Below are 16,043 nucleotides of genomic sequence, written 5' to 3'. Positions count from 1 at the left end.
AGACGGTGGGCTCGAGAGACCCCACAAGTGTCTAGTCTAAATGATTCACTATCGAACGCGGTTAGTCCTTCCGAAAGTGCATGTTCTTCCTGATCTGTCTTATTCATCCAGCACCGTGACCACTCCGACGGTCCCGTCAACGCGAACCCGCTGACCGTCGCGCAACCTCTCGGTGGCGTGACTCACGCGCAAAACCGCCGGCAACCCCCGCTCGCGCGCGACGATGGACCCGTGGGACAGCAAGCCTCCCTCTTCGGTCACCAGGCCCGCCGCCAAGGCAAATGCCGGGGTCCAGCCGGGATTCGTGAAGGGAACCACGAGGATGTCCCCGGCCCTAACCTTGCCAAGGTCGCCGAGATCACGAACTACGACGACCGGGCCCTCGGCGACGCCCGGGGAGCACGCCACGCCGCGCATTCCCTCGGTCGAGGAATCCTCGACCTCGGCGGCCTGCTCGACCCCGATGACATCCGGCGCGGTGTAGTTCGCCCAGGAAGCCTCCACGCGTCGCGACGAGCGAATTTCGCGGGTCACTTCTTGTGTGCTCAGGCTGCCGCGCGCCAGTGCGAGCAGCGAATCGCGCGTCAGCCGGAAAACGTCGTCTTCGCGCGCGAACACACCTTGAGCCGCCATTCTGCGCCCGTAGGCAACGAGCACGCGACGAACGATCCGGTTCACGCGCGACAGCGGCTCGCGGGTCTCCTCCCGCCAGAACGAGAACAGGCGCGCGGCCTGCACCTTCTTGTCGAACCCCCGGCGCGACAGACGCGGCATCGCCGCACGCACGCGCGCGCGCTCGGAATCGAAGTTCGCCCGGGCGTGCGTGACAGCCTCTGGCGCGCGCAAGATCCCCTGCAGCGCCGCGAACGGAACCGAGGGATCCTCTTCCCACCGCGGCAAAGCGAGTTCCTCGTCGGCGTCGGCCATGTATCCGAACGCGTCGATGAGTTGCTCGATTCGCGCCATGACCTCGCTGCCGCCTTCCACCGCGCTCAGCGCCGCGCGCACATCCGACGGCTCGCTCGCAGACAAGATCGCCTGCGTCACGGCGGGATTGGCGCGGAGATCGGCGGCGAGCGCCTCAAGCGCGCGTAGCGCGCGCCCGGTCGCCAAATCACCCAACCCGGTTACGAGCGCCGCTTCCGACGGCGGCGGATTCAGGTGCTCGGCCTTCGCAAGCGCGGCCCGCAATTCGTCCTGCGCCATGTCTGCGATGAAGCTGATGCGCAATGCCACCCGGTTGACCTGCCAGCGGAGTTCGAGCGCCGAGACGACGGCCTCGGCGAGATCTGCGTCGCTCATCGCGTCGCAGTCGCGCGCGAGCGCGGCCGGCTCGACTTCCTCCAGAAACCGCCGCCGGAATTCGCCCGCCGAGACGTGCTCGCGGCGGGCGACGCGCTTCGCGCGGATCAGCACAGGCAAACCACGCACGATCGTGGTGAAGGTGAACCCGGTGGTGCGCCCGTCGCCCTCGTAGGTCGGGCGGATACCGATCCCGGTATCGAAGTCGCGCTCGCAAAACTCCGGCAGGCGCGCGAGGGCCTCCTTGATGCGATCCACTCGCCAATAAGCACGCCCGTACAGCCGCCGGCCGTCGGTCGCTCGTTCATCGGCGCCGATCAAGCCGATCTGTTCACCGAACTCCTGCAGCGCGCGGCAGTAGTCGTTGGTGAGCGACATCGACGCCGTCAGCGCCGTCACTGTGCCCGGGATGATCTCGACGAAGTTCGCCGTCGTCCAGACGCCTTCGACCGCGCGGAACGAAATCGCGGTGAGCGGCCGGACTTGAAGGACGCGAACTTGCTCGTCGTCGCTCCCCTTTGCCCACTCCACGTCGACGGGGCACCCAAGGAACTCCTGCAAATCGCGGGCGATAATCCCGGCCTTCAGTGCGGCGGCTTCGTCGACTTCCACCGACGGCGGCTCGACCTCTTCAATGACCCCCGTGTCCGACGCGCGCACCCACACGTGATGCTCGCCGCGCTCGTGCTCCAGGATCCGCTCGCCCTCGGTGTCGATCTCGAAGCGGTCGGGAGCACCACGCCCGTCAACGAGAACCGAGCCGATTCCCGGAACCGCCTCGACAACGGCGATTCCCTCGCGGCCGGTGCGCGGATCGATCGAAAACGCGACGCCCGCACACACCGCCGGTACCAAGCGTTGGATCACCAAAGCCATCCGCCCGCCGGTCTCGGCGTAAGCCGTCGCCGGACCTTCGAACGCGGAGCGCCAGCATTCGCGAACGGCGGCTTCCAGATCCGCCAGCGTGACCACACCCAGAATCGAGGAGAACTGGCCGGCCCACGAAGCGGTTTCGGCGTCCTCGACCGGAGCCGACGAGCGCACGGCGAGCGGCCCGCGCGCGAGAAACGGCTCACAGGCGCGCGCCAGCGCATCCATGAGTGACGGATCCAACGGCTTTTCGAGCGCCGCAAGACACGCCGCGGAATCGCCAGGGTCCGCGCCGGCGGCGGCCAAGTGCGCAGCGAGCGCATCGGCCGTGAGGCACACCGTGTCGGGAACCGTGAAGCCGGCGGCGTGGGCGCGCGCCAACCCCAGCGCCTTTCCCCCAATTAGGTCCGTGGAAACCCCGTCGCACTGCGCAAGATCAAGCAAGAATGGTGCCGTCACCCGATCCGCCCCCACATCTTCGTCGTCGCCCGGCACGCCGGGACTACTGGATGTTTGCGGCGTCGGCGGGAACTTCGTCGGGCAGGGCGGCGAATGCGCCGTCAAGAGCGTCGAGGACGAAGTCCACCTCTTCGCGAGAGATCACCAGCGCCGGCATCATCTGCATCGAGAAGGGCCGGTTGTTGGAGAGCACCGATAGCACCCCTCGCTCGAGCAGCAACCGCATGATGGTGTACGCGTGCACGGGACTCGGCAGGTCGTAGCCCATCATCAAGCCCTTGCGCCGGAATTCCAGCAGCAGGTCCGGGTACTTCTTCGCCAGGTTGTCGAAGCCCGCTTGGAAGACCTCGCCCATCTCTCGCACATGCTCGAGAAACCCGGGCTTGCGCACCTCGTCGATGACCGCCGCGGCCACGACCGCGCCGAGTTCGGCGCCGCCAAAAGAGGATGGGTGGAAGAACGGCCAGTCCTTGAGCGCAACGTCCAGCTCCGAGCGATAGGTGCAGGCCGAGATCGGGTACACGCCGCCCGACAAGCCCTTCCCGGTGATGATGATGTCCGGGCAGATACCCCAGTTCTCGAACGCCCAGATCTTCCCCGTGCGCCCGAGTCCGGCCTGGACCTCGTCGCAGATCAGCAGCGCGCCGACGCGATCGCACGCCGCGCGCACGCGCGGGTAGAAGTCCTCCGGCGCCATGATCATGCCGGCGGTCGCAGGGATGGTCTCCAATATCACGACGGCCGTGTCGGCGTCGATGGCCTTCTCGAAGGCCTCCGCGTTGCCGAACTCCACGCGCTCGAAGCCGGGCACCAGCGGCCCGATGCCCTTGGACAGCGATGGATCGCCGGCCGACAACGCGAACCCGGTGTGACCGTGATATCCGGCCTCGGAGCACACAACCTTCACGCGACCCGTGTACAGCCGCGAAAGCTTCAGCGCGACGTCCACGGCCTCGCCGCCACCGGGAACGAAGAAGCTGATCCAGTCGCCGCCGGGCAACGTGTCGGACAGCTTCTCGGCCGCGATGCCGCGCGCCGCGGAGGGCACCAGCCAGTCGCCCACGTCATACTCGTCCAGCGCCTTGCGCAGCGCCTCGACCGCGAACGGCGCCTTGTGTCCGAAGTTGAACACACCGCCGGAGCTGCGGCAGTTGATGAAGGGATGACCTTCCAGGTCGAACAAGCGCGTGCCTTCCCGGCGTCCCTGCACAAGGGGAAAGCCGATCGCGCGGAATGCGGTTGCGCGCGACGGCGAAACGAAGCGGCAGACTTCTTCGAGGCTGGGAATGCTCTTGTTCTCGCTCATCGCAGGCTCTCCTTCGTCACGACGCCGCCGTCACCAACAGCAGCGAGTCCAGCAAGACGCAGTACGCGCGCGACTGCTTTCGTGGAGCAGGCGCGCGTTATTCGTGGGAGGGCCAGATCGTGGCCAAGATGTTCCACGCACTCTGGAATCCCACGCTCTTCGCCACCAGGGGCGACTTGCTCATCGCCCTGTGGTGCGAAAGAACTACGCCTTTCGCAAGCGCAGGTCAAACCGAGGTCGAACGCAACGCGCACTGCGCCATTGACCTCCGGAAGCCGGACTGGTTAGGATACTGACCAGTCATGTCCGAGACGGTTCCGTTTACCGAAGCGAAGGCCCATCTCTCCGAACTCGTCGACGGCGTCGTGCGCGAGCGAGAGCGCGTCTACATCACGCGCAACGGTCGCCCCGCTGCGGTCCTGGTCAACCCCGACGAACTGGAAGCCCTCGACGAGACCATCGACATCCTGCAAGACAGGAAGTTGCTGGAATCCCTTCGCAAGTCGCGCCGTGAGGCCGCCGCGGGAAAACGCCTTCGGCTCAAGGACCACTTGTAGGTGGCCTACGGGGTCGAGATCACTCCCGAGGGTCTCCGCCACCTTCGCAGGCTCCCCGAGAAGGTGCGAGATGCCGTCCTCGAGACAACCTTCGGATCCATCGCCGAGAACCCGCGCCGTGCAGGGAAACCGCTGCGCGGTGAACTCGAGGGCCTATTCTCGGCACGCCGCGGGGACTTCCGGATCATCTACGAGATCGACTACCAAACTCATTCCGTGATCATTCACCGCGCCGTACACCGGAGGCACGCATACCGACCGAGCCAAGGTCGCTGAGGTCTTTGCGGAAACGTGAATCGATTCAGATTGGCCCATCGCTACGCGACGCAGGCCAACAGGCGGTACACGACGGGGACCACCTTTGCCGGCTCGGAAGCGAATGCCACGTCCACCAGACGGTTTCCGAAGTCGGGGAGACGGCACTCGAAGCGCCAGACATCCCCGAGCCCCACCGTGGATACACGTCGTGCCTTCACTCCAGAGTACTCAGCGACGGCCGTCTGCTTGCCGGGGGTTGAGATGCCGGGCGCCGCAACGTGAATGGTTAGGTTCTGGCCCTGGATGGTCGCTTCAACCCACGCGTCGTCAAACCCGTGCTCGGATGTGTCCGCACCGGGATCTTCTGTTCGCAGCGCCGCCAGCACGGACGCCTCAAGAGGACTCGGCCCGGCTCCCTCGGGAAGCACGGTTGCTGTCGGACTCCCGGACGAGGGGACCGCGGAAGGCCCGCTCTCCCCAGTGCAGCCGACCCCCAATGCGGCAAGCAACACGACCAGCATTACGAGCACCACCCGACGACGCCCCATGGACCTCACGACGCTCACCTCGCCCCCCCATGCCCCTCATTCGCTCCCGGACAAAGATGAGCGTATCCCTGCCAAACCGTCGGGCGCACACCACGAGGCCATGTTCCTATGGGTTGAAACCAGCGCTGCGGTCAGCGCGCGGCGAGCGAGGGTGCGGGAGTGAGCGGGGACGGGAGCAGCGTCCGGCCCATCAAGAACGCGTCCACCGACGCCGCCGCGGAGCGGCCTTCGGCGATCGCCCACACGATTAGGCTCTGGCCGCGGCCCATGTCGCCGCAGACGAACACGCCGTCGACGTTGCTCATCCACGCTTCGTCGCGCGCCACGTTGCCGCGCGCGTCGAACTCGACCCCCAATTCCTCCAGCAAGCCCTCGCGCTGGGGCCCGACAAATCCCATGGCCAGCAGCACGAGGTCGCACGGGATCTCGAACTCAGTGCCGGGGATGGGGCGGAACTCCGGACGGCCGTCGGTGGTGACCATTTCGATCTCGTGCCCGCGTAGCGCGCGCACGTTCCCGTCATCGTCTCCGAGGAACTCGCTCGTCGCGACCGAGAACAGGCGCTCACCGCCTTCCTCGTGCGCCGAGGATGTGCGGAAGATCACGGGCCAGTTCGGCCAGGGGTTGTTCGCGGCGCGAGTCACAGGCGGCCTGGGCAGGATCTCGAGCTGGTGGACCGAGACCGCGCCCTGACGGTGCGCGGTGCCGAGGCAATCCGCACCGGTGTCGCCGCCGCCGATCACGACCACGCGCTTTCCTTCGGCGGTGATCATCGGCGCTTCGCGCGTGCCCTCGGAAACGTAGTTCGCGTTCTTGAGATATCCCATCGCGAAGTAGATCCCGCGAAGTTCCCGGCCGGGGATCGGCAGGTCGCGCGGAATGGTGGAACCGCCGGCAAGCACGACCGCGTCGTAGTCACGACGCAAGCTCTTGGCGGATACATCCACGCCGACGTTGACGCCGCACCGGAACTCGGTTCCCTCCGCCCGCATCTGATCCAGGCGCCGATCCAGGATGGACTTCTCCATCTTGAACTCGGGGATGCCGTAGCGAAGGAGCCCGCCCGACTTTTCCTGGCGCTCGAAGACCACGACGGAGTGTCCGGCGCGCGTAAGTTGCTGTGCCGCGGCCAATCCCGCCGGTCCCGAGCCGACGACCGCGATGCGCCGGCCGGTGCGAACGCTGGGAACCGTCGGCGTTACCCAGTTCTCATCGAATGCGCGCTCGATGATCGTGTACTCGATCTGCTTGATCGCAACCGGTTCCGCGTTGATCCCCAGCACGCACGCACCCTCGCACGGCGCCGGGCACAGACGGCCGGTGAAGTCCGGGAAGTTGTTGGTCGCGTGCAGCCGTTCAATCGCCGCGCGCCAGTCATCGCGATAAGTCAGCTCGTTCCACTCCGGGATCAAGTTCCCCAGTGGACAGCCGCTGTGACAGAACGGAATCCCGCAGTCCATGCAGCGCGCAGCCTGAGTTTGCAGATGTTCCTTCGGGAACGGCTCATAGACCTCGCGCCAGTCCTGAACTCGCTCATCTACCGGACGGCGACGAGGGGTTTCGCGCTCGTACCGCATGAACCCGCCGGGCTCACCCACGGGCCACCGCCATGATCTCGTCGTCCACGGACAGTCCTTGTTCTTCCGCACGGCGTCTCGCTTCGAGCACTCGCCGGTAATCGATCGGCATCACCTTGAGGAAATGACCGACGGCCACATCCCATTCGCGCAGCAAGCGCTCGGCGACCGCGGAGCCGGTCTCTTGGTGGTGGCGTTCGACGATCCCGCGCAACCAGGCCCCGTCTTCGTTCGAGCACTCCTCCAGATCAACCATCTCCCGGTTCAGCAAGTTCGGGAACTTGCCGGCAGGGTCCCACACGAAAGCGACGCCGCCCGACATCCCAGCGCCGAAGTTGCGACCCGTCGGACCCAAGATCACCGCGCGCCCGCCGGTCATGTACTCGCACCCGTGATCTCCGACACCCTCGACAACCGCCGTCGCACCCGAGTTGCGCACGCAGAAACGCTCACCCACCACGCCGCGAATAAAGACTTCTCCGCTCGTGGCTCCGTACAAGATCACGTTGCCGGCGATGATGTTCTGCTCGGCGATGAGCGGCGACGAAGCCGGCGGAGTGACCGAGATGCGCCCGCCGGACAACCCCTTGCCGAGGTAGTCGTTGGCGTCGCCCTCCAGACGCATCGCAATCCCGCGCGGCACAAAGGCTCCGAAACTCTGCCCCGCCGAACCGGTGAACTCAAGGCGGATGGTTCCGTCGGGAAGTCCTTCGCTGCCGTGCCGGCGCGTGAGTTCATACCCGAGCATCGTGCCGACCGTGCGGTTGACGTTGCGGATCGGCAAGCTCAGCGATACCGGCGTTCCGTTTTCGAGCGCGTCGCGGCACCGTTCGATCAAGACGTTGTCGAGGGCCCTCTCCAGGCCATGGTCTTGCGTCGCGACGCAATGACGCACGGCGCCGGGCTCGAGGTCCGGAACGTGCAAGATCGGCGACAGATCCAGCCCCGCAGCCTTCCAGTGGTTGACGGCAGGCTCCACGTCAATCAGGTCCGCGCGGCCGACCGCCTCCTCGATCGAGCGAAGGCCGAGCGAAGCCAGTATCTCGCGAACCTCCTGCGCCATGAATTCGAAGAAGCTCACGACGTGTTCGGGACGGCCGGTGAACCTCTTTCGAAGCTCGGGGTTCTGCGTCGCGACCCCTACCGGGCACATGTCCGCGTGACAGACACGCATCATCACGCAGCCCACGACGACCAGCGCCGTGGTCGCGAAACCGAACTCCTCTGCACCGAGCAACGCGCCGATCACAACGTCCCGCCCGGTCTTTAGCTGTCCGTCCACCTGCACCACGATGCGGTCCCGCAGACGGTTCATCAGCAGAGTTTGCTGCGTTTCGGCCAAACCAAGTTCCCACGGTCCGCCGGCCCACTTGATCGACGACAACGGAGAAGCGCCGGTACCGCCGTCGTGACCCGAGATCAGCACCACGTCGGCATGCGCCTTGGACACTCCGGCCGCAACGGTACCGACACCGACCTCGGCGACGAGCTTGACGTTGATGCGCGCGGCAGGGTTGGAGTTCTTGAGGTCATGGATGAGTTGCGCCAAGTCTTCGATCGAGTAGATGTCGTGGTGCGGCGGCGGTGAGATCAGCCCGACGCCGGGCGTTGAATGCCGCGTCTTGGCAATCCACGGGTACACCTTCCCGCCGGGCAGCTGGCCGCCCTCGCCGGGCTTCGCGCCCTGCGCCATCTTGATTTGCAGGTCCTGCGCCTCCGAAAGGTACAGGCTTGTCACGCCGAACCGACCGGACGCGACCTGGCGGACCGCACTCATCCGCGAGTCGCCCGCCGGAGTCGGGATCGAGCGCTCGGGGTCCTCGCCGCCCTCGCCGCTGTTCGACTTGGCGCCGATGCGGTTCATCGCAATCGCGATCGTCTCGTGCGCCTCGGCCGAAATCGATCCGTACGACATCGCGCCGGTGGCAAAGCGCTTGACGATCTCGGAAACGGGTTCGACCTCGTCGATGGAAACCGGCGGCAACGCGCCTTCCTTGAGGCGGAACAACCCTCGCAAGGTCCCAAGCCGCGTGGACTGATCGTCGATGAGCGCCGTGTACTTCTTGAAGATGTCGTAGCGTCCCTCGCGCGCCGATTGCTGCAGCAGCGCGACTGTGTCGGGATCGAACAAATGACGTTCACCCTCACGGCGCCACTGGTAGTCGCCGCCGACTTCCAGACGCCGGTGCGCGCGCTCGGCCGGACGGTCGGGGTAGGCGAGCGTGTGGCGCATGGCCACCTCGCGCGCGATCCCGTCGAGATCGATGCCGTCGAGCCGGCTGACGGTCCCGGTGAAGTACTCGTCGACGACGCTCTTGGACAGCCCAATGGCTTCGAACACCTGCGCGCCGGTGTAAGACGCGACCGTGGAGATGCCCATCTTGGACATCACCTTGAGCACGCCCTTGCCCATTGCCTTGACGTAGTTCTTCACCGCCGCATGCGCATCGAGGTCTTTGACGACACCGGCGGCAACCAACGCCTCCACCGACTCGAACGCGAGATACGGGTTAACGGCTCCGGCTCCGTACCCAATGAGCAACGCGATGTGGTGAACTTCGCGCGCGTCTCCGGTCTCGATCACCATTCCAACATTTGTCCGCGTCTTTTCGCGAATCAGGTGGTGATGCACCGCCGATGTTAGAAGCAGAGAAGGAATCGGCGCGCGGTCTCGCGACGAGTGACGGTCCGACAGGATCACGATCCGAATCCCGTCGGCAATCGCCGCGCTGACCTTGCGACGCACATCCTCGATCGCCGCGCGCAATGCGTCGCCGCCGCCGGCGACGTCGTAGAGCCCTTGGAAGATCGCCGCGCGGTATCCGGTCATGTTGCCGTCGCGATCGACGTGAATCAGCTTCGCCAACTCATCGTTGTCGATGACCGGATACGGCAGAACGATCTGACGACACGAGGCCGCCGAGGGCTGCAGCAGGTTCTCCTCGGGGCCCAGCGTCGATCCCATCGACGTCACCAGTTCCTCGCGGATGGCGTCCAGCGGCGGGTTGGTCACCTGCGCGAACAACTGCCGGAAGTAGTCGAAGATCAGCCGCGGACGCTCGGAAAGCGGCGCGAGCGGGGCGTCGTTGCCCATCGATCCGATCGGCTCGACACCCTTTTGCGCCATCGGAGCAAGCAGAACGCGCATCTCTTCTTCGGTGTAGCCGAACGTCTGCTGACGGCGCAGCATCGACGCCTGCGACGGAACGACGTGCGCGCGCTCGGGAAGATCGTCGAGGTGAACCAGCCCGGCATGCACCCACTCTTGGTAGGGATGCTCGGCCGCCAGTTCGGTCTTGATCTCGTCGTCGTCGACGATGCGGCCTTTGGAAGTGTCGACGAGGAAGACGCGGCCCGGCTGCAGTCGACCCTTCTGAACGATGCGCGCCGGATCGATGTCCAGAACCCCGACCTCGGAAGCCATGATCACCAGATCGTCGGAGGTAACCCAGTACCGCGAAGGACGCAGTCCGTTGCGGTCGAGAACCGCTCCGATCACGGTGCCGTCGGTGAACGCGATCGACGCCGGGCCGTCCCATGCTTCCATCAGCGAGGAATGGAACTGATAAAACGCGCGCCGTTCGGACGACATCGTCGCGTGGTTCTCCCACGCTTCGGGAATCATCATCAAAACGGCGTGCGGGAGCGACCGTCCGGCCATGTACAGCAGTTCGAGAACCTCATCGAACGACGCGGAGTCGCTCGCACCCGGCGTGCAAATGGGGAAGATCCGCGAGATGTCGCCCGGGAGCGAGTCGCTCGCGAGCAGCGCTTCGCGCGCGCGCATCCAGTTCCGGTTCCCTTGCAGCGTGTTGATCTCTCCGTTGTGGGAAATCAACCGGTACGGATGCGCAAGCGGCCACGACGGGAAGGTGTTGGTCGAGAACCGCGAGTGAACCAGCGCGAGCGCGCTCTCAAGACGCGGATCCGACAAGTCGGAGAAGAACGGCCCGAGCTGCGTGCTGGTGAGCATCCCTTTGTAGACCATCGTGCGCGTCGACAGGCTGGGGAAGTAGACGTCGGGGACTTCGGCGCGCGCGCGCTTTCGCATCATGAAGACGCGCCGCTCCAGATCCCATCCCGACAGACCGTCGCATGAAACGAACAACTGACGAAAACGCGGCTCCATTGCCTTCGCGCCGCGGCCGATCATCGAGTCGTCGATCGGCACGTCTCGCCACCCGAGTACCCGAATGCCCTCATCGGCGGCGACTTTCTCGACACCGGCGATGGCGCGCGCCTCCTCGTCGGAGTCCTGCGGCAGGAACGCCATGCCGGCCGCGTAAGCACCCGGCTCGGGCAAGTCGAAACCGGTTGTTTCCCTCAGGAACCGATCCGGCATCTGCATCAGGATGCCCGCGCCGTCACCGGTGTTGGGCTCGGCGCCGGCGGCTCCACGATGCTCCAGATTCTCCAGCGCCGTGATCGCCATCCGGACAATGTCGTGGCTGCGACGGCCCTTCATGTCGACGACGAAAGCCACCCCGCAGGCATCGTGCTCAAACCGCGGATCGTAGAGGCCTTCGGAATCCGGAAATCGTCTCGCCACGTGTCGTCCCCTTAGAACGAAGACAGAAATACCGCACCTGGGACGACGTTGGCCCGGGTCCAGGGAGTCTACACGGCCCGGAGCAGGGCTTCACTTCGATATCCGGACACCTGTTCACCGCGCCGACGTGCCGAAGAAGACAAACGGGACTGCCCCAGGTCTGGTTGACACCTGATATGTGAGGATCTCCCTCACCAAAAGGATGGCCACCATGTCCAAAGCACTTCCCGCGGAGTTCCGCCGCGACGTCGTCGCTGTGGCCCGCCGAAAGCAAGCGCCGCCGTCCAAGATAGCCAAGGACTTCGGAGGGTTGCGTTAGGCGCAGGTGTCGGCCGGGACGTCGTGCCAGGTGTGCGCGAAGGTCGTCGGGGCCATCCAGAGGAAATGCAGGTAGTGATCGCTTGGATCCGCGCTCGATACGCTGTGGTGACCCAACGTGCCCGACCCGATGGCTCCGACGGGGTCGCGCGACTCGAACGTGATGCCCCACACGTGTTCTCTCGACGGCGAGACTACTCGCCAGCAGAACCCGCCCAGCCGCACGTCCTCGGGTTGATTCAATTCGAACGAGAGTCTCAGCGTGCCGAGGCCCTGCAGCGGGATGTCGATCCGGCCGCCTCTGGTGGGATCGATCGCCACCGCACCGGCCGACAGCGCGCCGGCATAGGCTCGGTATCCTCCGCCGATCGCGGCCCCGCGGACCACCGCGTCGAACCAGGCGCCGGATCTTGCCCCCGCCGAACCTACGACGTGTCCGCTCTCCTGGACGATGAAGTCGATCGTCCCCGAGGAGCCTCCGTCGAGGAAGAGACTCCCGGCCAGGGAGTCGCCCGCCGCGAACAACGTGGTTGCGACGTCCGAAGGTCCCGCCGGCGATCCTGTGATGCTCAGCGTCGTCGCGGCGATCGTGATCGCCACCAGGCGCGTGCGCACGCTCATCTCGCTATCTTCCCTCTCATGTACGCCGGTTCCTCCTTGCTCATGCGCATGAGTTCGCGATCTTGAAGACCACGTTGGCGGTTGCCCGCTTGTCGCCCTTGACGACGGCAACGAGCAGATAGGCCTGTGCCGGATCGTCGAACGAACGGACTCGAAGTCGCCACGTGTAGGTGCCTGTCGTGTTCCTCGTCGGGTCGACGTCCATGAGGTCGCTATCGGTTCGCATGCCCGGATAGGTCACGGCGAAGCTGATGCGCGCCTGCGCCGCGGTGACCGCGGTCACCTGCAGATCCTCGCCCGGGCGCGCGCAGCGCGAGGACAGCCTCACGCTCAGCGGCAGGGTGTGGGGGAATCGATCGTCCGGCCCAACCGTCACGCTGGAGCGCCGCAACCCACCGCTCGAGCTTGCAGAGACGACGGGACCATCGGTGCGCGCCGAGCACGCACCGATGGTCCCCGCGAGCAACACGCTCAACAACACTTCGCACGCGCTGCGCATCGCGCGTCCCGGCACCTCTCTGGTCAATCGCCCTAACACTGACAGCTCTCAGGGAACGCGGGCACGTACGCGGGGAGACCCGAAGAGAACTTCCCCATCACAACGATGGCGTGGTCCCGCTCGTCGCCGAATCGCCCCCGTTCGCGGACCAGGTTTCGCCACTCCGCAATCTGCTCGCTAAGTGGGACACAGCCCGTGACTGCCTCTGCGGTTCCGTGAGGAAGCAGCCCCATGAACGTGGTCAGGCACGCGATCAGAAGGGCACTCGCCTTCACGACTTCCCCACCGCATAGAACCCGGCGTCATCCCAGCGCGCCCAGTCGCTGCCGGTGTCGCCGTAGGCGCACAGCCCCACACCGGCCTTCACTGCGCCGGACGGGACGGACACACTGAACGCCCACCTCTTGTGCTCGCTGGTAATGCCCTGCTGTTCCCAGTTCACGCTGGCCCTCTCCGGCAACGTACGCCTGCGCGCGGACCTCTCGCGCCGGGGGAGCGGGCCCCCTACACACCTTGGTCAAAGATGGAGGGCAGCCCCATCATTGAAATACACCTCGTCAGACTCGCAGCACCCACCCCAAACCAGTACTTCGGAACCTGACCACTTCATGAGCGGCCCGAAACGAGCCGCGATTGGCGGCCGCGGCAATTCACGCCAAGTGTCGGCAATGGGGTCATAGACAGCGCCGACCACCGACGGTATCTCGATGCCCTCCTCATCGACACCTTCTACGCCGCCCCAAACCACGAGCCGCCCATTCGCCGCGATGACGTTCGGAGAACGAACGGGCGCGTCCCTCATCCGCCTCCACGCGTGAGCGTCAGGGTCATAGGTGGCCCCATCCGACCGGTAATCCCCCCAACTATCCCCCCGCAGGGCCTGCCCTCCCAACACGACAAAGACCGACCCTGTCCAGGCAGTGGCCTCGAACCGACGGGGCGAGAGAGGCGCAGGGGGCAGCATGCTCCACTTCCCGGTTCGCGGATCCAGTGCCGCGCCTATTCCGCCCTCGCGGAGCGTGGGGGCGTTGCCCCTCCTGTGCGGCGTCGGAGTCCTAATCCAAACGATCAGCTCTCTTCCGGTCCATGCGCTAGTCGCAACGCCCCGCCCTCCAAGCGGGCCGACAGGAAGCCGACGCCACTTGTCAGCGGAGGGATCATACGCCGCAGCCTCCCAGTGGCCCCTGTCATTCAGACAACCCGAATCGGTATCGCTCAGGCAACCCCAATAGAGGACTTCTTCACCATCCCAGGCCGCCGTGAACAGCTCTCCCCCGCCGAGCGGCGACGCGGCTGCCGGGCGCCAGGAGTTCTCGGAGGGAGTGAACACCCAGGCACTGTTGGACGGGCCCGCGTCGTCACGCTCGCTCTCGCTCCCTCCCCAAACGACCAGTTCCCTTCCCGTCCAGGTCAGGTTGGCTCCGACCGTTCCCCGAAGCCCCTTGGGGGGTTCTGCGATGGTCCCCCACGTCCCGGCGCTCGGGCTGTAGGAGATCCAAACATCCCTATCCCACATGAGCATCCGGTCGCCGATCCAAACCGCCTGCGTGAAAGCCGACAAACGGACCGGCGCAGGTGGCAGCTTCGACCAGCGGGCATCCGAATGCGCTCCCGAACGCGACACGCTCCGGGGCGGCTCCTGAGAACCGCAACTTGCGAGAATCGTCGCGGCAGCGATGAGAGGCACGAGGGCCCGGGCCCGGCTACAGGCGAGGCTCATCCGCGCACCCTCTCTCAGTAATTCGTCCTGCATGAGAACCTCCGCTCATGGCTCTTCCCAGTTCACGCGAGCGGGACCTTCACAGCAGATCCCGCCACAAGTCGCCGATGATCGCGTAGGCCCCAAAGGCCACGTTGGTCGACGCGGTTGCAGCCCAGGTCCAACGCCAGGTTCCAGCGGGCCCTGCGAAGCCGTTCCCGCCGGTGTTATCCAACCCCGCAGCCCCAACGGACGAATGCGCTCCCACCGATCGAACGAGAACCTGGGCACCATCGGGCGATTCAGATGTGTACACACACGCACCCTCACAACTCCACCCGTTGAAGGCTCCCACGATTCCATCGGTGACGAGGTTCGATTCTTGAACAAGTCCCGCACCCGCGGAGGCCACCTGAGCCGAAGCGCCCCCCATGTCCGAACGATCCCCTGCGGCAAGGACCTCCGTGCGTGTGCCGGTCCAGATCGTGACCGGCAGCGCCCCTGAATCGCTGCGCGCATGCCCCTGCGTGATCTCAGCCGTGTAGCTCGTGAAGAACTCGACCACAAAGAGTTCCTCGCCAGGGTCCAGATCCTCCACCCCTACCTCGGTCGTCAGATCAAACGTCGCGTGGGGCGCGGGTCCAATAGAGCGCCGAAGCGACAGGCCGCCGGATGAGAGCGCGAGCGCCGATTCACCGGCGGCCAATGGCATAACTCCCTGATCTCCGCCGTATTCGCTTCCTCCGTCTGCGAACCGCTTCCCCCCGCCAGTTGCAATCCCCATCAACCCCGGCCCGTCGCTCGCTCGCTCAAGATGGAACGCAACGTGAATAGTGACGTTGGTCAGCCGGTGCGAACCGGCAACGACATGGAAGGCGAACCAGCGCGGCCGTTCGCTTGCGCGGCCGGTGCTGACGATGTTAACGACCAGCAACGCGATCGCTGCGGCTTGTCGTCCTCGAGACATCATCACCGTGGAACGAAGTCAAACGTCAGCGAACATGCCTTGATTGAGGCAGTCGATTGAATTAGCAAGTAGCCTGTTCGAGCAGGCGGGGCGCCAGAGGCAGGAATCCACTCCGGGGTAACCGGAGTCGAGTCCGTCAGCCAGAAGGTGCGAACCACTCCGGCCATGCCGACCGAGAGCCTCGAGTCGGATTCGTACCATGTGGCGCCGACCTGAATCCGCGCCTTTACCCGCAGGTTGCCGGGGCCGTCGACGCGCAGTCTGCCGTTCCCGATGTATGGAAAGAACCGACCAGGTCCCGCAGGTGCCTTGGCACACGAAAACGGCTTCTTCAGCGTGAGGTGATCGCTTTCGATGGAACTGGGGGCCGGGTGCCACACTGGGACTGCCTGGCCGGCGAGCCCGGGCTTGCTGTTCACACAGGCCACGAGGGCCGCGCACGTGAGGACAGCGGCTACTCCAAGGCGCGCACGACGCATGACGTCCGTAGTTCTCACAGCATCTCCGTTCGAC

The 16,043-nt window shown here is 65.5% G+C and carries 13 protein-coding genes; 2 read left to right on the top strand and 11 right to left on the bottom strand.

All coding sequences use genetic code 11. The annotated features are described in order from the left end of the window. Positions 1–99 precede the first annotated feature (99 nt). Complete coding sequence (locus tag WDA27_02885; protein MFA5889892.1) at positions 100–2,631, bottom strand: PEP/pyruvate-binding domain-containing protein; 2,532 nt, start codon at positions 2,629–2,631, stop codon at positions 100–102. A gap of 43 nt (positions 2,632–2,674) precedes the next feature. Next, a complete protein-coding gene (locus WDA27_02880) occupies positions 2,675–3,937 on the bottom strand; it encodes an aminotransferase class III-fold pyridoxal phosphate-dependent enzyme (GenBank protein MFA5889891.1) in 1,263 nt (420 codons plus the stop codon). A gap of 302 nt (positions 3,938–4,239) precedes the next feature. Between WDA27_02880 and WDA27_02875 the strand changes: the two genes are divergently transcribed. Continuing rightward, on the top strand, positions 4,240–4,494 hold the full coding sequence (locus WDA27_02875) for a type II toxin-antitoxin system Phd/YefM family antitoxin (GenBank protein MFA5889890.1): 255 nt from the start codon (positions 4,240–4,242) through the stop codon (positions 4,492–4,494). Beyond that, complete coding sequence (locus WDA27_02870; protein ID MFA5889889.1) at positions 4,495–4,770, top strand: type II toxin-antitoxin system RelE/ParE family toxin; 276 nt, start codon at positions 4,495–4,497, stop codon at positions 4,768–4,770. A 41-nt stretch (positions 4,771–4,811) separates the two neighbouring features. Here WDA27_02870 and WDA27_02865 read toward each other — a convergent pair whose 3' ends face one another. The 9 genes from WDA27_02865 to WDA27_02825 all read right to left on the bottom strand — a co-directional run bounded on the left by WDA27_02865 (position 4,812) and on the right by WDA27_02825 (position 16,027). Then, positions 4,812–5,318, bottom strand: a complete 507-nt coding sequence (locus WDA27_02865; GenBank protein ID MFA5889888.1) for a hypothetical protein — start codon at positions 5,316–5,318, stop codon at positions 4,812–4,814. A gap of 113 nt (positions 5,319–5,431) precedes the next feature. After that, the gene (locus tag WDA27_02860; protein MFA5889887.1) at positions 5,432–6,898 is read right to left on the bottom strand and encodes a glutamate synthase subunit beta; all 1,467 of its coding nucleotides are present in this window, start codon (positions 6,896–6,898) and stop codon (positions 5,432–5,434) included. Then, a complete protein-coding gene (gene gltB / locus WDA27_02855; protein ID MFA5889886.1) occupies positions 6,891–11,426 on the bottom strand; it encodes a glutamate synthase large subunit in 4,536 nt (1,511 codons plus the stop codon). The genes WDA27_02860 and gltB overlap by 8 nt, the downstream gene beginning before the upstream one ends. A 315-nt stretch (positions 11,427–11,741) precedes the next feature. Then, on the bottom strand, positions 11,742–12,365 hold the full coding sequence (locus WDA27_02850) for a hypothetical protein (protein ID MFA5889885.1): 624 nt from the start codon (positions 12,363–12,365) through the stop codon (positions 11,742–11,744). Positions 12,366–12,405: 40 nt separating this feature from the next. Beyond that, a complete protein-coding gene (locus WDA27_02845) occupies positions 12,406–12,903 on the bottom strand; it encodes a hypothetical protein (protein MFA5889884.1) in 498 nt (165 codons plus the stop codon). Further along, positions 12,897–13,139, bottom strand: a complete 243-nt coding sequence (locus tag WDA27_02840; GenBank protein ID MFA5889883.1) for a hypothetical protein — start codon at positions 13,137–13,139, stop codon at positions 12,897–12,899. Before WDA27_02840 ends, WDA27_02845 begins: the two co-directional genes overlap by 7 nt. Continuing rightward, positions 13,136–13,306, bottom strand: a complete 171-nt coding sequence (locus WDA27_02835) for a hypothetical protein (protein MFA5889882.1) — start codon at positions 13,304–13,306, stop codon at positions 13,136–13,138. The genes WDA27_02840 and WDA27_02835 overlap by 4 nt, the downstream gene beginning before the upstream one ends. 1,357 nt (positions 13,307–14,663) lie before the next feature. Beyond that, a complete protein-coding gene (locus tag WDA27_02830) occupies positions 14,664–15,536 on the bottom strand; it encodes a hypothetical protein (GenBank protein MFA5889881.1) in 873 nt (290 codons plus the stop codon). Further along, complete coding sequence (locus WDA27_02825; GenBank protein MFA5889880.1) at positions 15,533–16,027, bottom strand: hypothetical protein; 495 nt, start codon at positions 16,025–16,027, stop codon at positions 15,533–15,535. Before WDA27_02825 ends, WDA27_02830 begins: the two co-directional genes overlap by 4 nt. Between the last annotated feature and the right edge of the window lie 16 nt (positions 16,028–16,043).

It is taken from the genome of Actinomycetota bacterium (assembly GCA_041658565.1).
Classification (GTDB): domain Bacteria; phylum Actinomycetota; class AC-67; order AC-67; family AC-67; genus JBAZZY01.
The sequence above is the reverse complement of the archived record's forward strand: the minus strand, read 5'-3'. Positions and strand labels throughout refer to the sequence as shown.